A 16,956-nucleotide genomic window follows, 5' to 3' on the forward strand; every position below is an offset into this window, starting at 1 on the left:
ACATTTTTCAAAAGTAATGATTACAATTTAAATACGGAAAATTCAGAAAAGTTTTTAGGAAATTAGAAAGGGATAATTGAAAGCGTTTACTAGTTTTGGAGGGCGTGAAAATAAAAATCCCCATTTAAGGAGGTTATTAAGATGAAATCGATTAACCCAATGAATGTGATAGATGAGAGTCGTATTCATTCCATGCACCTTTGGTTAATATTTTGGCTATTCATCGTAATTGCATTTGATGGATATGATGTTGTTATTTATGGAGCAGCTGTACCGTCGCTCATTAAAGAGTGGGGGATATCAGATGTTACAGCAGGGGCAATTGGTAGTTATACAGTTATTGGAACAGCAGTTGGTGCGATTTTCTTCGGTTTATTAGCTGATAAAATTGGTCGTAAAAATATTATACTACTAACTACAATCTTATTTAGTCTATTTACATTTCTATCTGGTTTTGCGAACGATCCTGTTACATTTACAATCTTCCGCGTCATCGCTGGTATTGGGCTTGGCGGAGTGATGCCGAATGTAATTGCTATAGCAACAGAATTTTCGCCGAAACGAGTTCGAACTGCTATTGTATCTTTTATTTTTTGCGGATATTCGGTGGGGGCAATGGCAGCAGCACTTACAAGTCGATCACTTCTCATGACAGCAGGATGGAAACCTGTCTTTTGGTTGGCAGGACTTCCGTTATTATTTCTTCCGTTTTTAATGAAAAGTATTCCAGAGTCTGTTGGTTTTCTTCTAGGGAAAGGAAAAATAGAAGAAGCTAAAAAAGTAATAGCGAAAGTAAATCCGAAATTAGGTGAATATGCGGCAATTGAATTTATAAAACCACCAACTAAAGAAGCTGGTTCTCCAGTTGTTAAGTTATTTGAGGAGAAACGTGCTGTAAGTACGATTATGTTTTGGATTTCCTGTTTTAGTGCTTTCGTGCTCATTTACTCTATGAATACATGGCTGCCGCGACTTATGATGCAGTCAGGATACGATTTGAAATCAAGTCTTTCATTTACAGCTGTCATGCAAATTGGTGCTATCGTTGGAACACTCATCTTCGGTCCAATCGTGGATAAAGTTGGATTCAAAAAGGTACTTGTTCCATTATTTTTCTGTGGAGCGATTGCGTTATCCCTAATTGGATTTGCGAATAACATGTTTGTTGGATTTTTGTTAATTTCTATAATTGGTGCTTCTTCAGTTGGACTGCAAAATATGTCCAATGCATTTGTTTCCCAATACTATCCTAGCAATATGCGCTCAACAGCGGTAGGAAGTACAATGGCGTTTGGACGTCTTGGAGGTGTTGTAGCTCCTACCTTTGTAGGCGTTCTCCTTTCTATGCACTTCATGCCTCAATATAACTTTGCGGCTATTGCGAGCGCTGCTGTAATTGGTGGTATAGCAATGCTGTTTGTGAAAGAGGAACATGGAATTTATTATAAAGAGAAAAAAGAGATAGTAAGCGGAGATAGTAACGTAACTACAGCAAAATAATAAACAATTAATCCCGGGGATATATTTCTTCGGGATTTCAAATTGTCTACTGAATAATTTTAATATTTAGTTTTATTTTATGTAACGCTTCTTATACAATAGATAGAAAAGATAAAGTGGGGGATGGGACATGTCTGGTAATAAGAGAGAGCGGTTAATGAAAAGAATTGAATATCATTTGCGAAATACATCACGTCAACTTATTAAAATTGATACGGAAGAAGAAGCACTTCAGTATTTAACTCATTCCTTTTGCTCAGAATTACATTGTAATTTCGTAGCTGTCATTTTTAATGAAGGAGGACAATTTTTACCAAAGGCTTGGAGCGGAAATTTAACTGCTTTAGCTTCTGCTTTTCCTCTTCACTCTGATGAATGTTCATCAAGACTCCAGTATCAAAGTATAACGGATCAAACGGCAGATTCAATAGAAGTGTGCCTACTAGCGGAAACGCTGAAAAATGCTGGTGTAGAGACTTGGTTTACTGTCCCATTAAAAGATGACATACAGCATTTTGGTTTTTGTGTTGTTGCATTTTCAAGTTACGTTCCACTTTTAGATATGGAAATATCATTCGAAGAATTTGGAAGAGATATAGCCGTGGCAATAGCTGTGGCTAGACAAAAAGAATCGCAGTTGAAAAAAATTGAAGGTTTTGGATGGATTAGCAAAAACCTGTCGTTAGATGTTCCGTTAGAAAAGCATGTATTGGAGGTAACTTCTAAAGCGGGAATGGAAACGAATGCTGATTTTTCATGTGTTTACCTGTATAACGAAGATGAAAACTGTTTTGTTTTTCAACCACCATCATATGGAGAAATGAAGCGCCCATTTAAAATTATGGTTGAAGATAAATATGTACTAAAAGAGCACTTTCCGTTTTTTGAAACGGTTGGTGGTGAACAGTTTACAGCTCCAATCATTATTGATATGAAACCGATTGGCGTTTTACATGTTGAAAAGAAATGCGAAGGGGTGTTTACGGAAGCAGATGCAAAATCATTTGAAATGATAGCGAATCATTTGGCCACGATACTAGATAATGCAAGATTATATAATGGTGAGAAAGAACATAAGCAACGACTACATTTTCTATTAGATTACCAGCAAGCTTTATTAAAAGAAACGGTCGATGATAATAACTTTGAAGGTATAACAACAATGCTTGGTAGTCTGTTTCAAGATACGGTGTTTATTTTCGATAGATTTATGCAACCAATAGCCTTTCATGATGAAAAAGATAGTCGTTTAGCAGAACATTTAGCCGATTTAGCAAGAGAAGAACGTAAAAATCAAAGAATGAATGATATGTTCCATATTACTGATCCAAATCATATTGATTATTGTTTTTCATTTTGGATTATAAATGGGGGCGGTAATTTCTTAGGATATTTAGCAGTACGAAGAATGCATGGAGGAATGGATGAATTTGATCAACTAACAGTAGATTTAGCCCGAAATATATGTTCCATCCAGTTTATTAAACAAAAGCTCGTTCTGGATACGAAAGAACAAATGAAGGATAGCTTTATTAGTAAATTACTCACTGAAAAAATTGAAGATCGAGATAATATTTTGCAATATGCCAACTTGTATCAATGGAATCTGTTCAAAAAACATCGAGTAGCCGTATTATCCATTTCACTCGATGAAAAAGAATTGAAAAAGGGAAACTTACTTGAACAACAAGCGAAAAAGTCACTTATATGGGACTTAATTAAGACCCGTCTTCCGGAACTAGGGACAGGCATTTTAGCAGTATCTCATAATGATGAGCAACTTTTAATTGTTCCTATTGAAGATCAGAAGAAGAGAGCCGATACATTTTGGGAATCAATGTTTCATAGCATTCAAAAATGGACACATGCATCACCTATTGGTTGCCAAGTGTTATTAGGGATTGGTGGCGTGACAAAACAATTAGAAGACTACTATATTAGTTATCAGCAAGCCGTGCAGGCTCTAAATATTTTAGATAGCCGCTTCAGAAAAAAAGGGTATGCACTATTTGAAGATTTAGGATCGTACGCTATTTTACATCATTTAAATCATTCAACAGCCGTAGAGCTTTTTGTAAAAAAACAAATTGGTCCGCTAATTGCATATTCAGAAGGAAAGAATATTGATTTATATCATACATTACATGTATTCTTACAAAACAATGGAAATGTAAAAAGCGCTGCAGAAGAACTCTTTATTCATCGAAGTTCTCTTCTGTACAGACTCGAAAAGATTGAATCACTCATTTCAGTTGATTTAAATGATGCCGAAGTGAGATTTAATTTAATGATGGCATTAAAACTGTATGATATGCATGGTGAAGTAGTAGGGTAATTAAAGTCTATATTATAGTTTGAATTTGATAAAAAAAGGTATTGTATTCATACCAAATCTCTTTTTATCAAATTGTGTTTCAAAACTTGTTACACTATAAAGGTATTTGTAGGAATTATATATTTGAAGGTGATATGGCATGAAGAAATATAAAATAGGAGAAGTAGGGAAGGAATTTGGTTTCTCAATAGATGCTTTACGATTTTATGAAAAGAAAGGATTCCTAAAACCACAAAAAGATAAAGATAACGGTTTTAGATTTTATACATATGAAGATTTCGGCGTATTTGTAGCAATTAGAAGTTTTCGACAAATGGGGTTTCATGTTAAAGAGATTGGATCAATTTTTAACGGTTTAGAATATGATGACATCATGAAGAAATGTAATGATAAAATAGCTGAAAAAAATGAAGCGATAAAACAGTTAGAATTAGAAACAAAACAAATAAATGAATTTATGATTGTATTAAAAGAGTATAAAGAGAAAGGACAGAGATGGATAATTAAACCGACTGGAACGTATTGTTTTTTTAAGCATTTTCAGTTAAATGAAGGGACGTTATGTGTAAACCCTCTATTAAAAAAATGGATGGATTTTTTACCCACAGTGTTTCCAGCATTATGTATTCCTTTAGAACAATATAAAGTGAAAAATATAGATAACAGTTATTGGGTCATGGCAATTTCTGAACTGAAAATGAACGAGCACCAATTACCAATTGATGAAACAGTGTTGCGTGTTGATATGGGAGAGTGTTTACATTATCTATATGAAAAAGGTGTGAATGAACCGCTATCAGCATTGGTTTTAGATGAACCGTTACAAATTATGAAGGATCTGGGGTACAATTTAAACGGAGATGTTTTATGTCGATACGTTTGTGAAATAAAGAATCGAGAAAAAACAGTTGAACAGTATGTTATTGTGATCCCTATAATGAAAAGTGAATAATTACATATAGAAGTATAAAAAGCATTTGATTGTTAGACAAAGTCTACAATTAAATGCTTTTTTGAAGTGATAAGATATTTTTACATACGCTTAAATTGATTTGTAGAAAATATATGAACAAAGATATTGACCCTAGTCTAAGCCCATAGTTTATATTGAAATCATAAAGAAAACGCTTACAAAGTTAAAGAGTATACTTAAAGCTAAATACAAATATAAGAAGATTGTATTGTTTTGCTTAGTAGCGTCTTTAACAGCTTCCATGTTTGGATGTTTATCTAATAAAACAGAGAGAGCTAAGTAGAAGAAAGAAGAGAAGCCGGTGTGTATTATTTGGTGAAACATGGAAAAACGATATTAAATACGACTGATAGAGTACAAGTGTTTTGAAGTGCGCACTTTTTATTTGAAAAAAACTGAACCGTTTTGAAGATCGAAAATAAAGCCATTTAAGTTGGAATGAATACCCTCAAAATGTACGAAAGAAATATATGTATTTCCTATACTATGTACATACAAAAACTTTTTGGATATAGATATAATTTATTTACAGAATATTTAAAAAATCATTACAAGGGGGTAAAAGAATGTCAATTCAAACAATTGGTATTGTCGGTGCAGGATCTATGGGTTCTGGCATTGCAAATTTAGCAGCATTACACGGGTTTACAGTTATTTTACATGATATTGAAGAGCGTTATTTAGATAGTGCAATGCAACGTATGAATGGTTTTATGACGAAAAGCGTTAAGAGAGGAAAAATGACGGAAGAAGATAAAGAAAAGGCGCTTGGCCGAATTCGTCTCACTACAGCTTTAGAAGATATGAAAGATGCGGATGTAGTTATTGAGGCCGTGTTAGAAAAATTAGAGCTGAAGAGAGAAGTGTTTGCAGCACTGGATCGAATCGTCCCAGAAGGAGTTATATTGGCAACAAACACTTCATCTATGTCGATAACAGAGATTGCTTCAGCGACGAATCGTCCAGATCGTGTAGCAGGTATGCACTTCTTTAATCCGGCACAACTTATGAAACTTGTAGAAGTTGTTCGTGGCTATAAAACGAGTGATGAAACAGTGGAAGAATTGAAAGCGTTATCTAAAAAGCTTTCGAAAGAACCAGTTGAAGTAAAGAAAGATTCACCTGGATTTATTGTAAATCGAATTATGATTCCGCAATTTATTGAAGCAATTAAATTGCTTGAAGATGGGGTTGCGTCTGCAGAAGATATTGATAAGGCTGTTACACTGGGACTCAATTATCCAATGGGACCGTTTACACTACAAGATTTTGCAGGTGTAGACATTGGCTATCATGTGATGGAGTACTTTAAAGAAGAATTAAACAATGATCAATATGCACCGCCGCTTCTTTTAAAACAGTTAGTTAGAGCAGGTAGACATGGTAAAAAAACAGGCGCAGGTTTTTATGATTATGAATAAAGAATGGGGGATAAAGTTATGAATTACGAGTTTTTAATTTGTGAAATTGAAAATAAAGTTGCGATTGTTACGATTAATCGACCACCTGTAAATCCGCTAAATACACAAGTGTTTCATGAACTTTCCAGTCTATTTAGTGAACTAGAAGCAAATGAAGATGTACGAGTAATCGTTCTTACAGGAAGCGGAAGGAAAGCATTTGTCGCAGGTGCTGATATTAATGAAATGGCAGAACTTGACCTTGTCGGTGTAAACAAAATGAATAAAACTTCACGAACGGTATTTAGCAAAATTGAAAATATGTCAAAACCAGTTATTGCTGCGATAAATGGATTAGCTCTTGGCGGTGGTTTTGAACTTGCACTCGCATGTGACTTACGTATCTGCTCGGATCAAGCAAAATTCGCTTTTCCAGAAGTAGGACTTGGAATTATTCCTGGAGGCGGAGGAACACAGCGTCTTCAAAAGATTGTTGGCCAAGGTATAGCGAAAGAATTACTATATTTCGGAGACATGTTTGATGCGAAGCGTGCGTTTGATTTACATATTATCAACAAAATAGTACCTGCAGAAGAGTTATTTGAAGCAGCAAAGGAATGGGCATATAAATTGGCAAAAAAACCTCCAGTAGCACTTCAAATGTTAAAAACGGCGGTAAATGTAGGAAGTAATGCTGACCTTGAAACAGGCTTAATCATCGAAAGCACCTGCTTTGGGAATGCTTTCGCAACAGAGGATCGTAAAGAAGGATTACAAGCATTTGTTGAAAAAAGAAAACCAGTTTATTTAGGGAAATAATGAGGTGAAAAGGATATGAAAGAAATTGTTTTATTAGAGGGAGCAAGGACTCCGTTCGCTGAAATTTCTGGATCGTTTCGAGGATTAAATGCAACAGATTTAGGAGCTATTGCTGCTAAGGAAGCAATACGAAAAGCTGCCATTTCTGCAGAAGAAATTGATCAAGTTGTATTTGGTAATGTACAGCAATCTAGTAAAGATGCACATTTATTGGCAAGACATGTTGGTTTAAAAGCCGGAGCGCCTATTCATGTACCAGCTTTGACGATCAATCGTCTTTGCGGAACTGGTGTTGAATCTATTTTAACAGCAGCTCGTTATATTCTTAGCGGGGAAGCAGATGTTGCGCTTGCCGGAGGAACAGAGAATATGAGCCAAGTTCCACATGTAATACCTGGAATGAGATGGGGAAGTCCACTCGGCGGTCCGGTAATAGAAGATTGGTTGTGGGATGGTCTGTATGATACGTATGGTAAATGTACGATGGGAGAAACGGCTGAAAACTTAGCTGCAAAATATAACTTAACGAGAGAAGAAGTAGATCAGCATGCACTATCGAGTCATGAACGAGCTCTTTTAGCAAGGGAAAAAGGGTATTTCAAAGAAGAGATTGTTCCAGTAACAGTGAAAGGAAGAAAAGGAGAACAGGTCATTGAAGAGGATGAGCATATCCGTCATACGAGTCTAGAAAAACTTGCAAAGTTAAAACCTCGTTTTGTGGAAAATGGTGTCGTAACTCCTGGTAGTGCAAGCGGTATGGTGGACGGTGCAGCCGCAGTTGTTTTAGCATCGAGCGACTTTGCAAAAGATAGAGAATTACAACCAATTGCTAAGCTCGTTTCTTGGGCTGTTGTAGGAGTAGAACCGAAGTATATGGGAATCGGTCCAGTTCCAGCCATTCAAAGTGCATTAGAAAAAGCAAATTTAACTTTGGCAGACTTAGATTTGATTGAAATTAATGAAGCATTTTCTGCGCAGTACTTAGCTTGTCAAAAAGAATTAGGGTTCGATCTTAATAAAGCGAATGTAAACGGTGGAGCAATTGCGATAGGTCATCCACTTGCTGCGAGTGGAACGAGAATTTCTCTATCCTTAATTTATGAATTAAGAAGAAGAAATAAGAAATATGGAGTATCTGCTGTTTGTATTGGCGGAGGGCAAGGAATTGCAGCGATTTGGGAAGCGTTGTAATAAGGATAAAACCAGGGAGAGTCCTTCCTGGTTTTACCTACATCGTTTCTTAAAGTGGAAAATTCGGGCTAGTTGGTAAGACGATAGAAAGTGAGTGGGAAAATGAAAAAGGATAAAAACTTATTGTCGGTGTATGAACTATTAGAAACGGTGAGTTCATCTTGCGGTGAAAAAGAAGCAATATATGATTTAACGAGACGTATTACATATAAACAATTGAAATATGAAGTAGATTGTTTGGCTACAGCATTTAAGAGACTAGGAGTAGGTAAAGCAGACCGTATCGCAGTATCTCTACCAAACTGGTCCGAAACAGTAGTTATATATTTTGCAGCTGCGAAATTAGGAGCAATAATTGTTCCATTTAACCCAAAATATAAATCATATGAAATTGAGTATATATTGGAAAGTTCAGCTCCAAAACTATTAATAGCTTCAGGGGAATTTGAAAAGAATTTTGGTTTTGAAAAAGTCGTTAATAAAGTACAAAAGGTTATTACAGTACGGTTTTCACAAGAGAATTACTGTCCGTATGAGGAGTTAATTCGTACAGAAAAAATGGATATTGAACCAGTTCATATAAATGTGAACGATGATTTGTTTTGTATTTTATATACGTCAGGGACGACGGGAACTCCAAAAGGTGTAATGGTTACACATCGTGCCGTTGTACAATCTGCAAGAACGATAGGAACAGAGCTGCATTGTACACAAAAGGATGTATTCATTATTTCAGCACCACTATTTCATATTTTCGGTATGGCAATTAATATGCTTTGCGCCGTAGCGATGGGGGGACGGATTATTTTACAAGAAAAATTCCACCCACGCGAAACTTTACAATTAATTGAACAAGAAAAGGTAACCATCCAAAAAGGTGTACCAACTATGTTTATAAAGGAACTAGAGTTAGAGGACTTTGATAAATATAATTTATCTTCATTACGTGCCGGGTTAGTTGGCGCAGCACCTATTCCAGCAAAAACAGTGACGGAGATTCGTGAACGGATGGGCATTAACCTTTGTCAGTCATTTGGGATAACTGAAACGGTTTCGATTACGATGACCTCGTATGATGATACAAAGGAGAACATAACAGAAACTCTCGGAAAGGCAATCCCAGGAGTAACATTAAAAATTGTAGATGAAAATAGAGTAGCGCTCCCGCCAGGAGAAGTAGGAGAAATTGCAGTTAAAGGATTTGGAGTAATGAAAGGTTATTATAATATGCCTGAACAGACAAATCAGGTTTTAGATAATGAAGACTGGTATTATTCAGGAGATTTAGGCACACTTGATTCTCAAGGTTATTTAAGGTTCGTAGGACGAAAGAAAGAGATGATTATAAGGGGTGGACTTAACGTTTATCCTCAGGAAATTGAAGCAGTCATTATGAAACATCCAAAAGTAATCGAAGCAGCTGTTATAGGCCTTCCAGATAAAGTGCTAGGGGAAGTTGCCTGTGCGGTCATACGATTAAAGAACGGGGAAATAAGTACGGAAGAAGAAATAAAAATCTACCTTAAAGAAAGAATGGCAATTTATAAACTACCAGAGAAAGTGATCTTTACAGATGAATTTCCTGTTACTGCAAGTGGGAAAATTCAAAAATTGAAATTGAAAGAACAAGTATCTTCAAATATTAGTCCGACAGTTTAATAGATAGGGGCGAAGAAATAATGGAAGAGTATACTTTTCAAGTGAGATGGGGAGATACAGATGCGGCAGGCATTGTGTATTATCCTAATTTTTATAAATGGATGGATGAAGCAACTCATGAGTATTTTAAAAAAATTGGTTTTCCTTCGGTTGAACTTTACGAAGAACAACAAATTGGTTTGCCCTTATTAGAAGCAAAATGTCAATTTAAGTCACCTCTTCGTTTTGAAGATCAAGTAATTGTGAAAAGTACTGTGAACGAATTGCATAATAAAGTTTTTACAATTCAGCATGTTTTTGTAAAAGGAGAACAGGTTGTGGCAGAAGGCTATGAAACTCGTGCATGGACCTCTTTTAAAGAAAAAGTAAAAGCGCAACCGATACCTGGATATATTCGGCAGAAGATGATGCCAGAGATAAAAACTGTAGAAAGTTAAAGAAGAACGAGTAAGGATACCGTAACGAGAAATTGTTAATAAAGGGGAGATAGTGATGGGAAAAGAAAAAACATATGATGCCATTGTAGTTGGGGCGGGACCAGTCGGACTTGTAGCAGGACTTGCATTACAAAAGAAAGGGATATCAACGTTAGTAATTGAGGCAGATTCATATGGAAGACCACGTCCAGGAAGTAGAGCAATTTATTTGCATAGTGCTTCGTTAAAACTACTAGAGGAAACGGCAGAAGGCCTCGGTTTCGCGCTTGCTCGTAACGGAATTATTTGGCCGGTAAAACGAACGTTTTATAAGGGGAAAGAAGTATATGTAAGAGATTACGGTAAGGATGAAAACCTTAAGTTTAACCGATTACCTCATTTCACAGCACTACATCAAGATGAAATTGAAAAACATATGTATGAGGCGTGTATAAAAGAAGGTGTTGAATTCCTTTGGGATGCCCCGGTCAAGAAGTTACACATTACAGATTCTGGAGTAGAACTAACAATCACAAATGACGAAATCTTAAAGGCGCAGTATGTAATTGGATGTGATGGAGCACGTTCCATCGTAAGAGAAGAAGCTGGATTAACGTTTGAAGGCCCACGTACAGCAGATACTTTTATTGTTGTGGATGCAAAAGAAGATGAAACAGATCCACTTCCTTTAGAAAGAATATTCCATTATCAGCATCCAGCTATGGAAGGAAGAAATGTAATGTTTGTTCCGTTTAAAGGCGGGTGGCGTATCGATTTACAACTGCTTGAATCAGATAATCCAGATGATTATACAAATATGGAAAGTGTAAAGAAATGGTTGCCGAAAGTCATGGATGCTAAATATGCGGAGAGAATTACGTGGGTGTCTTCTTATCGTTTCCATCAAGTAGTGGCAAATTCGTTTACTGACGAAAAACGTCGTGTTCTTCTAGCTGGAGAAGCAGCACACTTATTTGCCCCATTCGGAGCACGTGGATTAAATTCTGGTATTCCAGATGCTGTTCTTGCTGCAAGAGGAATTGAGAAAGCACTACATTCTCATTCTGAAGAAGAGCGAGTAGAAGCAATTGAAGCAGCTGCAAAAGAACGCCGAATTGCAGCGCAGTGGAACCGCGATGCATCAACTACAGCACTTCACCATCTTCAAGGGAGTTCTCCTGAAATGAATATGAAACGTGACATTGCTGCTTCGCTAGTATCTATCGTTCCGAGGCTTGGAAGATGGCTAGACGAAGGACCATATGGACCGAAATTTGGACCTCCTGAACTGACGACAAAATATTAAAATGATAAAAAATTAGATAAGTAATGTGAAAGGAGCGATAAGAAATGGCTTTGTCTCAATTCATAAATGAAGAAAAGTATGGTTCCCATGCCCGTTCTACAAATGGAATGATTGAGCGGTTAATGACGATGAACTGGTATAGCGACATTGGAAAGCAAAATGTAGAGGCTGAGAAAAAAATAGATCAATTTATGCGTGCTCTACACATTAGTGAATATGAAATTAAATGGATTTCAAGAAACCAATTAAGTGAGACAATTGAACGAATTTCATTTGAGGATAATGATTTATGGGGGATGCTAGCAGAAGTACCGGATCAGTTGAAAGAAAAAATTATAAGTGTAGGTAACGAAAAACTTCTTATAGATGTTGTAGATAAAGTGCCAGAAGCAATTTTTCATGGTGTTTATAAAGAAGCGTTCAAACATTTCAGTGAGGAAAAAGTAGTGAAATTTCTAGTTGGGCATGCGATGTATATAAGTACTGTTGCATGTGCTGCTGAATTAGCTGAAGAAAAAAATGAGTTTCTGCCTATAGTAGAGTTATTAGAATTGGGACATATACCAATTGGTCCAGAGCGAAATACTTTTTATCTTTTATAACAAAAAGTGGGGCGGGAAAGTTATACGCTATCATTGTTCTCGATTATTTGAGACGGTAGAACTTTCAATTATTTAGAGGAAAGGGAGATTACTATGAAACTTGTTACTTTTACACATAATGGAGAAACGAGAGTTGCAGCTTTAGAAAACGGGAATTTGATTGATTTACATGCTGCTTATAAAGCAAAACTGACAAGTGAGGGAAACCTTCGGGCCACTCAAATTGCAGAGGCGTATATACCAAAGGATATGAATGGGTTTTTACAAGGTGGATCAGAAAGTATGAATCTAGCAAAAGAAGCGATCGATTATGCACTTATGAAAAACCATAAAGAAAAATTGGTATTTGAAGAAGGTGAAGTGAAGATTGAGGCTCCAGTACCTTCGCCAGGAAAAATTATATGTGTAGGTCACAATTATCGTGAACATATTTTGGAAATGAAACGAGAATTACCTGCTTTTCCGGTTATCTTTGCAAAGTTTGCGAATACAGTAGTCGGTCCGCAAGATGATATTCCATTTTATCCAATTTCAGAACAATTAGATTATGAAGCTGAATTTGCTTTTGTAATTGGAAAGCGTGCTCGTAATATTTCAGAAGAAGATGCCCTCCAATATGTAGCTGGTTACACAATTGTAAATGATATTACTTATCGTGATATTCAGCGCCGTACAATTCAATGGCTTCAAGGGAAGACTGTTGAAGGAAGTGCTCCAATGGGACCATGGTTAATTACTTCAGATGAATTAAAGAACCCATCTGGTTTGGAAATTGTATTAACGGTAAATGGAGAGAAACGTCAACAGTCTAATACTGCTAATTTAGTATTCTCGGTACAATATCTCGTTTCGTTTTTATCCGGTCTAATGACACTAGAGCCAGGGGACGTCATTTTAACAGGTACGCCAGGTGGTGTAGGAGTTGCACGTAATCCGCAAGTATTTCTTAAAGATGGAGATATCGTTCGAATCGAAGTTGATGGAGTAGGTGTACTAGAAAATAAAGTGAGACAAAAGTTAGAGGTGCCAGTACTATGACGAAAAACTTACAAGTCCACGCGACCGAGTCTATTCATGAATCAATCAATAAGATAAAAACGATTGTTAAGCCTTTACCAGAGGAAATCATCTACTGGAAACCTTCAGAAGATGAATGGTCAATTATGCAGATCATTACACATGTAGCGGAATCTATTCCGTATTGGGCGAAAGAAATTAGCAATATTAAAGTAAATCATGAAAATTTATGGGGTCGTGGTTTAACAGATGAAGTGCGCCTGCAAGCAGTTTCAGAAGAGAATATTCGTAAGCAATCTATAGAAGAAGTCATTCAGCAAATTTCTTTAATACCACTCACTATAGAAAATGTACTAAGCACATTAACAGAAGACGAGTTGAATATTCAGGCTCCAAGTCGTAATCCTCGTTTTAATAATAAGTCGATTGATTTTATTGTGAATCACCTCATCGTAGAACATACAGAAAAGCATTATAAACAAATCGAGCGGAATTTAAGTAAGTTTAATGAACGATAAAGGAGGCAAATAAAATGGCGGAAAAAAATGCTTTTTTTGAAAGTGACCTTGTACAAGATTTCAATCGTGATATCGAACAATACCATCTTGGCCCGCTATGGAACGCAATCCCAGATTTAATGAAACATACACCGGAACCTCATGCACAAGCATACCTTTGGAAATCTGAATTGCTCCAAAAAAAGTTAACGGAAGCAACGCAAATATTTACACCAGACCGAGGGGGAGAACGCCGGGCCATCTACTTACAAAACCCGGGACTTAATTATAGAAAACCGTGGGGATGGGCATCGACTACACAAACGTTATATGCAGCGGTTCAATTAATACAACCCGGTGAAACTGCTCCATCACACAGACATGTCCAGAATGCTTTGAGATTTGTCATGGAAGGAGAAGGAGCATATTCAATTGTTCAAGGAGAACGTATTTTCATGGAACGGGGTGACTTCTTAACAACGCCAAATGGCCTTTGGCATGGACATGGTCATACAGGTGACAAACCGATGATTTGGATGGATTGCCTTGATATTCCGACCATTTATTATCTTGGCGGTACGTTCTTCGAGCCATATCCAGAAAAAATTGAACAGCCTAATGTGCCGGACAATTATACTGCTCAGCGTTATGAAGGCGGAATGGTTCGACCAATTTCGGACCGATATGTAAAGAAAGCTCCACTTAGTTCTTATAAATGGGCAGGGACGGAAGTGGCGCTTAACGGACTAAGTCGTTTTGAACCAGATGCATACGATGGTTATGCGGTTGAATATATAAATCCATCGAATGGTGAAACAGCGTGTCCAACGATTGCAGCTTGGATGCAAAAATTACCGAAGGGATTCAAAGGAAAAGCGCATCGCCATACACATGCATCAATCTATCATGTGCATGAAGGATCAGGATATACGATAATTAATGGCGTTCGCTTCGACTGGTCTAAAGGAGATTTCTTTGTCGTACCAAACTGGGCATGGCACGAACACGTTGCACTAGAAAATAGTTATGTATTTTCAACAAATGATCTTCCTATTTTAGAAAAATTCGGGTTAGAGCGGAAACAGGAATATGAGAACAATAATGGATATCAAACAATCACTGGAGAGTTTGAACCAGCGTTACCATAATATGAATTGCAAAAAAGAAGCGCCCACATTTCATGCTAGTGGACGCTTTTTGTTATTAATATGTTCTAATAAGCCTTCAACACATGAAGCAAATAATCTTTTCGGTTCAGCGGATTATAATCAACACGTTTTCGAGTAGGGAAGGGAGCCATAAGCTTTGTGAAACCAGCTGGCTTCGTTGTAAATATGCCTTCTCCTTCTGTAAATGAATGTAGTATTCGTTTGAAACTCTCTGTTTTCGCAACAGGTAATGATCCTGTTAGCTGATAAGAATTGTTATTGAATATAGGCTCTGCAAAAGTTGCTGGAACGGCAGCGAGTTTATACATTGCAGTACTAATTGCGTGCTCCGGTACAGTTAATTCAAACTCATTTACTGGTTCATATACATATGTTTCAGCTTTCTTTAAAGCATCCATTAAAACGAGAGGTGTTAAGTTTCTAAAGTCACTCGCTGTTGTAACAGGACTAGCATAACCAGTATGCGTTAACGTGACGATAATATCTGTAACTCCCCATCCATATAATCCTTGTTTTAACGTTTGAAATACCGTATCTTCAATCGCTTTATGAAATGCTAAAGGTAGTGATCCGAGTTCAACGCCTAATGTATATTTTATACCAGAATTAAGTTTACCACGTTCAACTTTGAATCCGACTGTTGCGTAAAATGGATTCGTTTTTTCTCCCATTATTTCAACGGAATTCCCAATGCCAATTGGTTTCTCAATACAGACAACTCGTGTATTTGAGAAAGTAACCTGTAAATTATATTTATCATGAAGTATTGTTTCGATCACTTCTTTTTGTACTTCACCGAAAAGGCGAATGTATAGTTCATTATGAACATCGTCTTTCCACACTTGAATGAGCGGATCTTCTTCACTTAGTTCCATAAGAGCAGCGTATAAATCATGAATTCTCTCTTTTTGTAATGCTTCAATAGCAGCTTCCATTTGTGGTTCGGCAAAGTGAATGTCTTTTATATAATCCGTTCGTTCACCGATAATATCACCAATTTTAATATCACTCAGTCCCCACACTTTGCAAAATTCTCCGCTAGAAACGGAAGAAGATTGAATAGCATTTCCGTTATGAAACATGCATATTTTCTTAATCTTTTCTTTATGTGCCAGAGCATCATCACGTTGTATATCAACATATTTTCTAACGTGTAAGCTACCAGAAAAAACTCTTACATATGCAATCTTTTCCCCAGAAGGTTCACGTTCAATTTTAAATACAATACCGGATAATATTTCATTTTCTGCCGACTTATTAGCTGGAAATAAGGACGGAATATTTTCGAGCAGTTCAGTTACACCTATACCCGTCATTGCTGAACCGAAAAAGATAGGGTACACATTTGCTTGCTGTATTTGCTTTTCTAGTTCGTTTCTTAATAGTGCATCCGGAATTATTTCATTATTGACATATGATGCAAGCAGTGATTCATTATATGGCGCTAATCGTTCTATACAATCTTCATATGATTTATATTCGATAATACGAGCTTCCTTTGTTCCTTCGTTTGGCGCAGAGTAGAAGGGGAAAGCATTATTCGAAAGAATCGCTTTTATTTGTTTCACGACTTTTTCTGTATTTGCGCCACTACGGTCTATTTTATTAACGAATAAAATAGTCGGTATGTTTAGTTTCTGTAATGTTCGCATTAAAATTTTTGTTTGTGCTTGCACACCTTCAACGGCAGAAATAACTAAAATTGCACCGTCTAGAACGCGGAATGATCGCTCCACTTCAGCGATGAAATCAGCGTGTCCAGGTGTATCAATTACATTTACTTTTAAGTCATTGATGTAGAAAGAAACGACAGATGCTTTAATCGTAATGCCGCGCTGCCTTTCTAATTCCATTGAGTCAGTTTGTGTATTACCACTATCTACTCGGCCAATTTCTTTAATCACATTCGTTTCATAAAGAATACGCTCAGTCAAACTCGTCTTGCCAGCGTCTACGTGCGCGACAATCCCTATATTTATTGTTGTCATATATAAATATCCTCATTTCATTTTCCATTTTCATTTCCTCATTTCTATTTGTGTATTGCCGCATTACAATCACTCTCCAGTCAT

Annotated in this window: 14 protein-coding genes; 13 read left to right on the top strand and 1 reads right to left on the bottom strand. The window is 36.6% G+C overall.

The annotated features are described in order from the left end of the window. The first annotated feature begins 141 nt into the window (after positions 1–141). From DN390_RS08810 to DN390_RS08875, 13 genes are all read left to right on the top strand, one after another. Positions 142–1,500 (top strand): MFS transporter, encoded by a 1,359-nt coding sequence (locus DN390_RS08810; RefSeq protein ID WP_128975081.1) that lies wholly within the window; start codon positions 142–144, stop codon positions 1,498–1,500. A gap of 130 nt (positions 1,501–1,630) precedes the next feature. Further along, a complete protein-coding gene (locus DN390_RS08815; RefSeq protein WP_147807158.1) occupies positions 1,631–3,835 on the top strand; it encodes a helix-turn-helix domain-containing protein in 2,205 nt (734 codons plus the stop codon). Positions 3,836–3,974: 139 nt separating this feature from the next. Further along, entirely contained in the window at positions 3,975–4,787 is an 813-nt protein-coding gene (locus DN390_RS08820) for a MerR family transcriptional regulator (RefSeq protein WP_147807159.1), read from the top strand. Between the two features lie 587 nt (positions 4,788–5,374). Further along, on the top strand, positions 5,375–6,229 hold the full coding sequence (locus DN390_RS08830; protein WP_147807160.1) for a 3-hydroxyacyl-CoA dehydrogenase family protein: 855 nt from the start codon (positions 5,375–5,377) through the stop codon (positions 6,227–6,229). Positions 6,230–6,247: 18 nt separating this feature from the next. Continuing rightward, positions 6,248–7,027: an enoyl-CoA hydratase/isomerase family protein gene (locus DN390_RS08835; protein WP_147807161.1), complete on the top strand. Its 780-nt coding sequence runs from the start codon at positions 6,248–6,250 to the stop codon at positions 7,025–7,027. A gap of 15 nt (positions 7,028–7,042) precedes the next feature. Then, the gene (locus tag DN390_RS08840) at positions 7,043–8,218 is read left to right on the top strand and encodes an acetyl-CoA C-acetyltransferase (protein WP_147807162.1); all 1,176 of its coding nucleotides are present in this window, start codon (positions 7,043–7,045) and stop codon (positions 8,216–8,218) included. Positions 8,219–8,320: 102 nt separating this feature from the next. Continuing rightward, complete coding sequence (locus DN390_RS08845) at positions 8,321–9,877, top strand: class I adenylate-forming enzyme family protein (protein WP_147807163.1); 1,557 nt, start codon at positions 8,321–8,323, stop codon at positions 9,875–9,877. A 20-nt stretch (positions 9,878–9,897) separates the two neighbouring features. Continuing rightward, complete coding sequence (locus DN390_RS08850) at positions 9,898–10,314, top strand: acyl-CoA thioesterase (protein ID WP_147807164.1); 417 nt, start codon at positions 9,898–9,900, stop codon at positions 10,312–10,314. A gap of 55 nt (positions 10,315–10,369) precedes the next feature. Next, positions 10,370–11,599 (top strand): FAD-dependent oxidoreductase, encoded by a 1,230-nt coding sequence (locus DN390_RS08855; RefSeq protein ID WP_147807165.1) that lies wholly within the window; start codon positions 10,370–10,372, stop codon positions 11,597–11,599. A gap of 44 nt (positions 11,600–11,643) precedes the next feature. Beyond that, positions 11,644–12,201, top strand: coding sequence for a hypothetical protein (locus DN390_RS08860; protein ID WP_147807166.1), 558 nt, complete (start codon positions 11,644–11,646; stop codon positions 12,199–12,201). A gap of 93 nt (positions 12,202–12,294) precedes the next feature. Continuing rightward, the gene (locus tag DN390_RS08865; RefSeq protein WP_060631347.1) at positions 12,295–13,239 is read left to right on the top strand and encodes a fumarylacetoacetate hydrolase family protein; all 945 of its coding nucleotides are present in this window, start codon (positions 12,295–12,297) and stop codon (positions 13,237–13,239) included. Then, the gene (locus DN390_RS08870; protein ID WP_147807167.1) at positions 13,236–13,736 is read left to right on the top strand and encodes a DinB family protein; all 501 of its coding nucleotides are present in this window, start codon (positions 13,236–13,238) and stop codon (positions 13,734–13,736) included. The genes DN390_RS08865 and DN390_RS08870 overlap by 4 nt, the downstream gene beginning before the upstream one ends. Positions 13,737–13,750: 14 nt before the next feature. Beyond that, complete coding sequence (locus DN390_RS08875; RefSeq protein ID WP_060631345.1) at positions 13,751–14,863, top strand: cupin domain-containing protein; 1,113 nt, start codon at positions 13,751–13,753, stop codon at positions 14,861–14,863. 65 nt (positions 14,864–14,928) lie between these two features. Here DN390_RS08875 and DN390_RS08880 read toward each other — a convergent pair whose 3' ends face one another. Further along, positions 14,929–16,872: an elongation factor G gene (locus DN390_RS08880; RefSeq protein ID WP_147807168.1), complete on the bottom strand. Its 1,944-nt coding sequence runs from the start codon at positions 16,870–16,872 to the stop codon at positions 14,929–14,931. Positions 16,873–16,956 lie beyond the last annotated feature (84 nt).

It is taken from the genome of Bacillus sp. SH7-1 (assembly GCF_008042405.1).
Lineage (GTDB): Bacteria > Bacillota > Bacilli > Bacillales > Bacillaceae_G > Bacillus_A > Bacillus_A thuringiensis_N.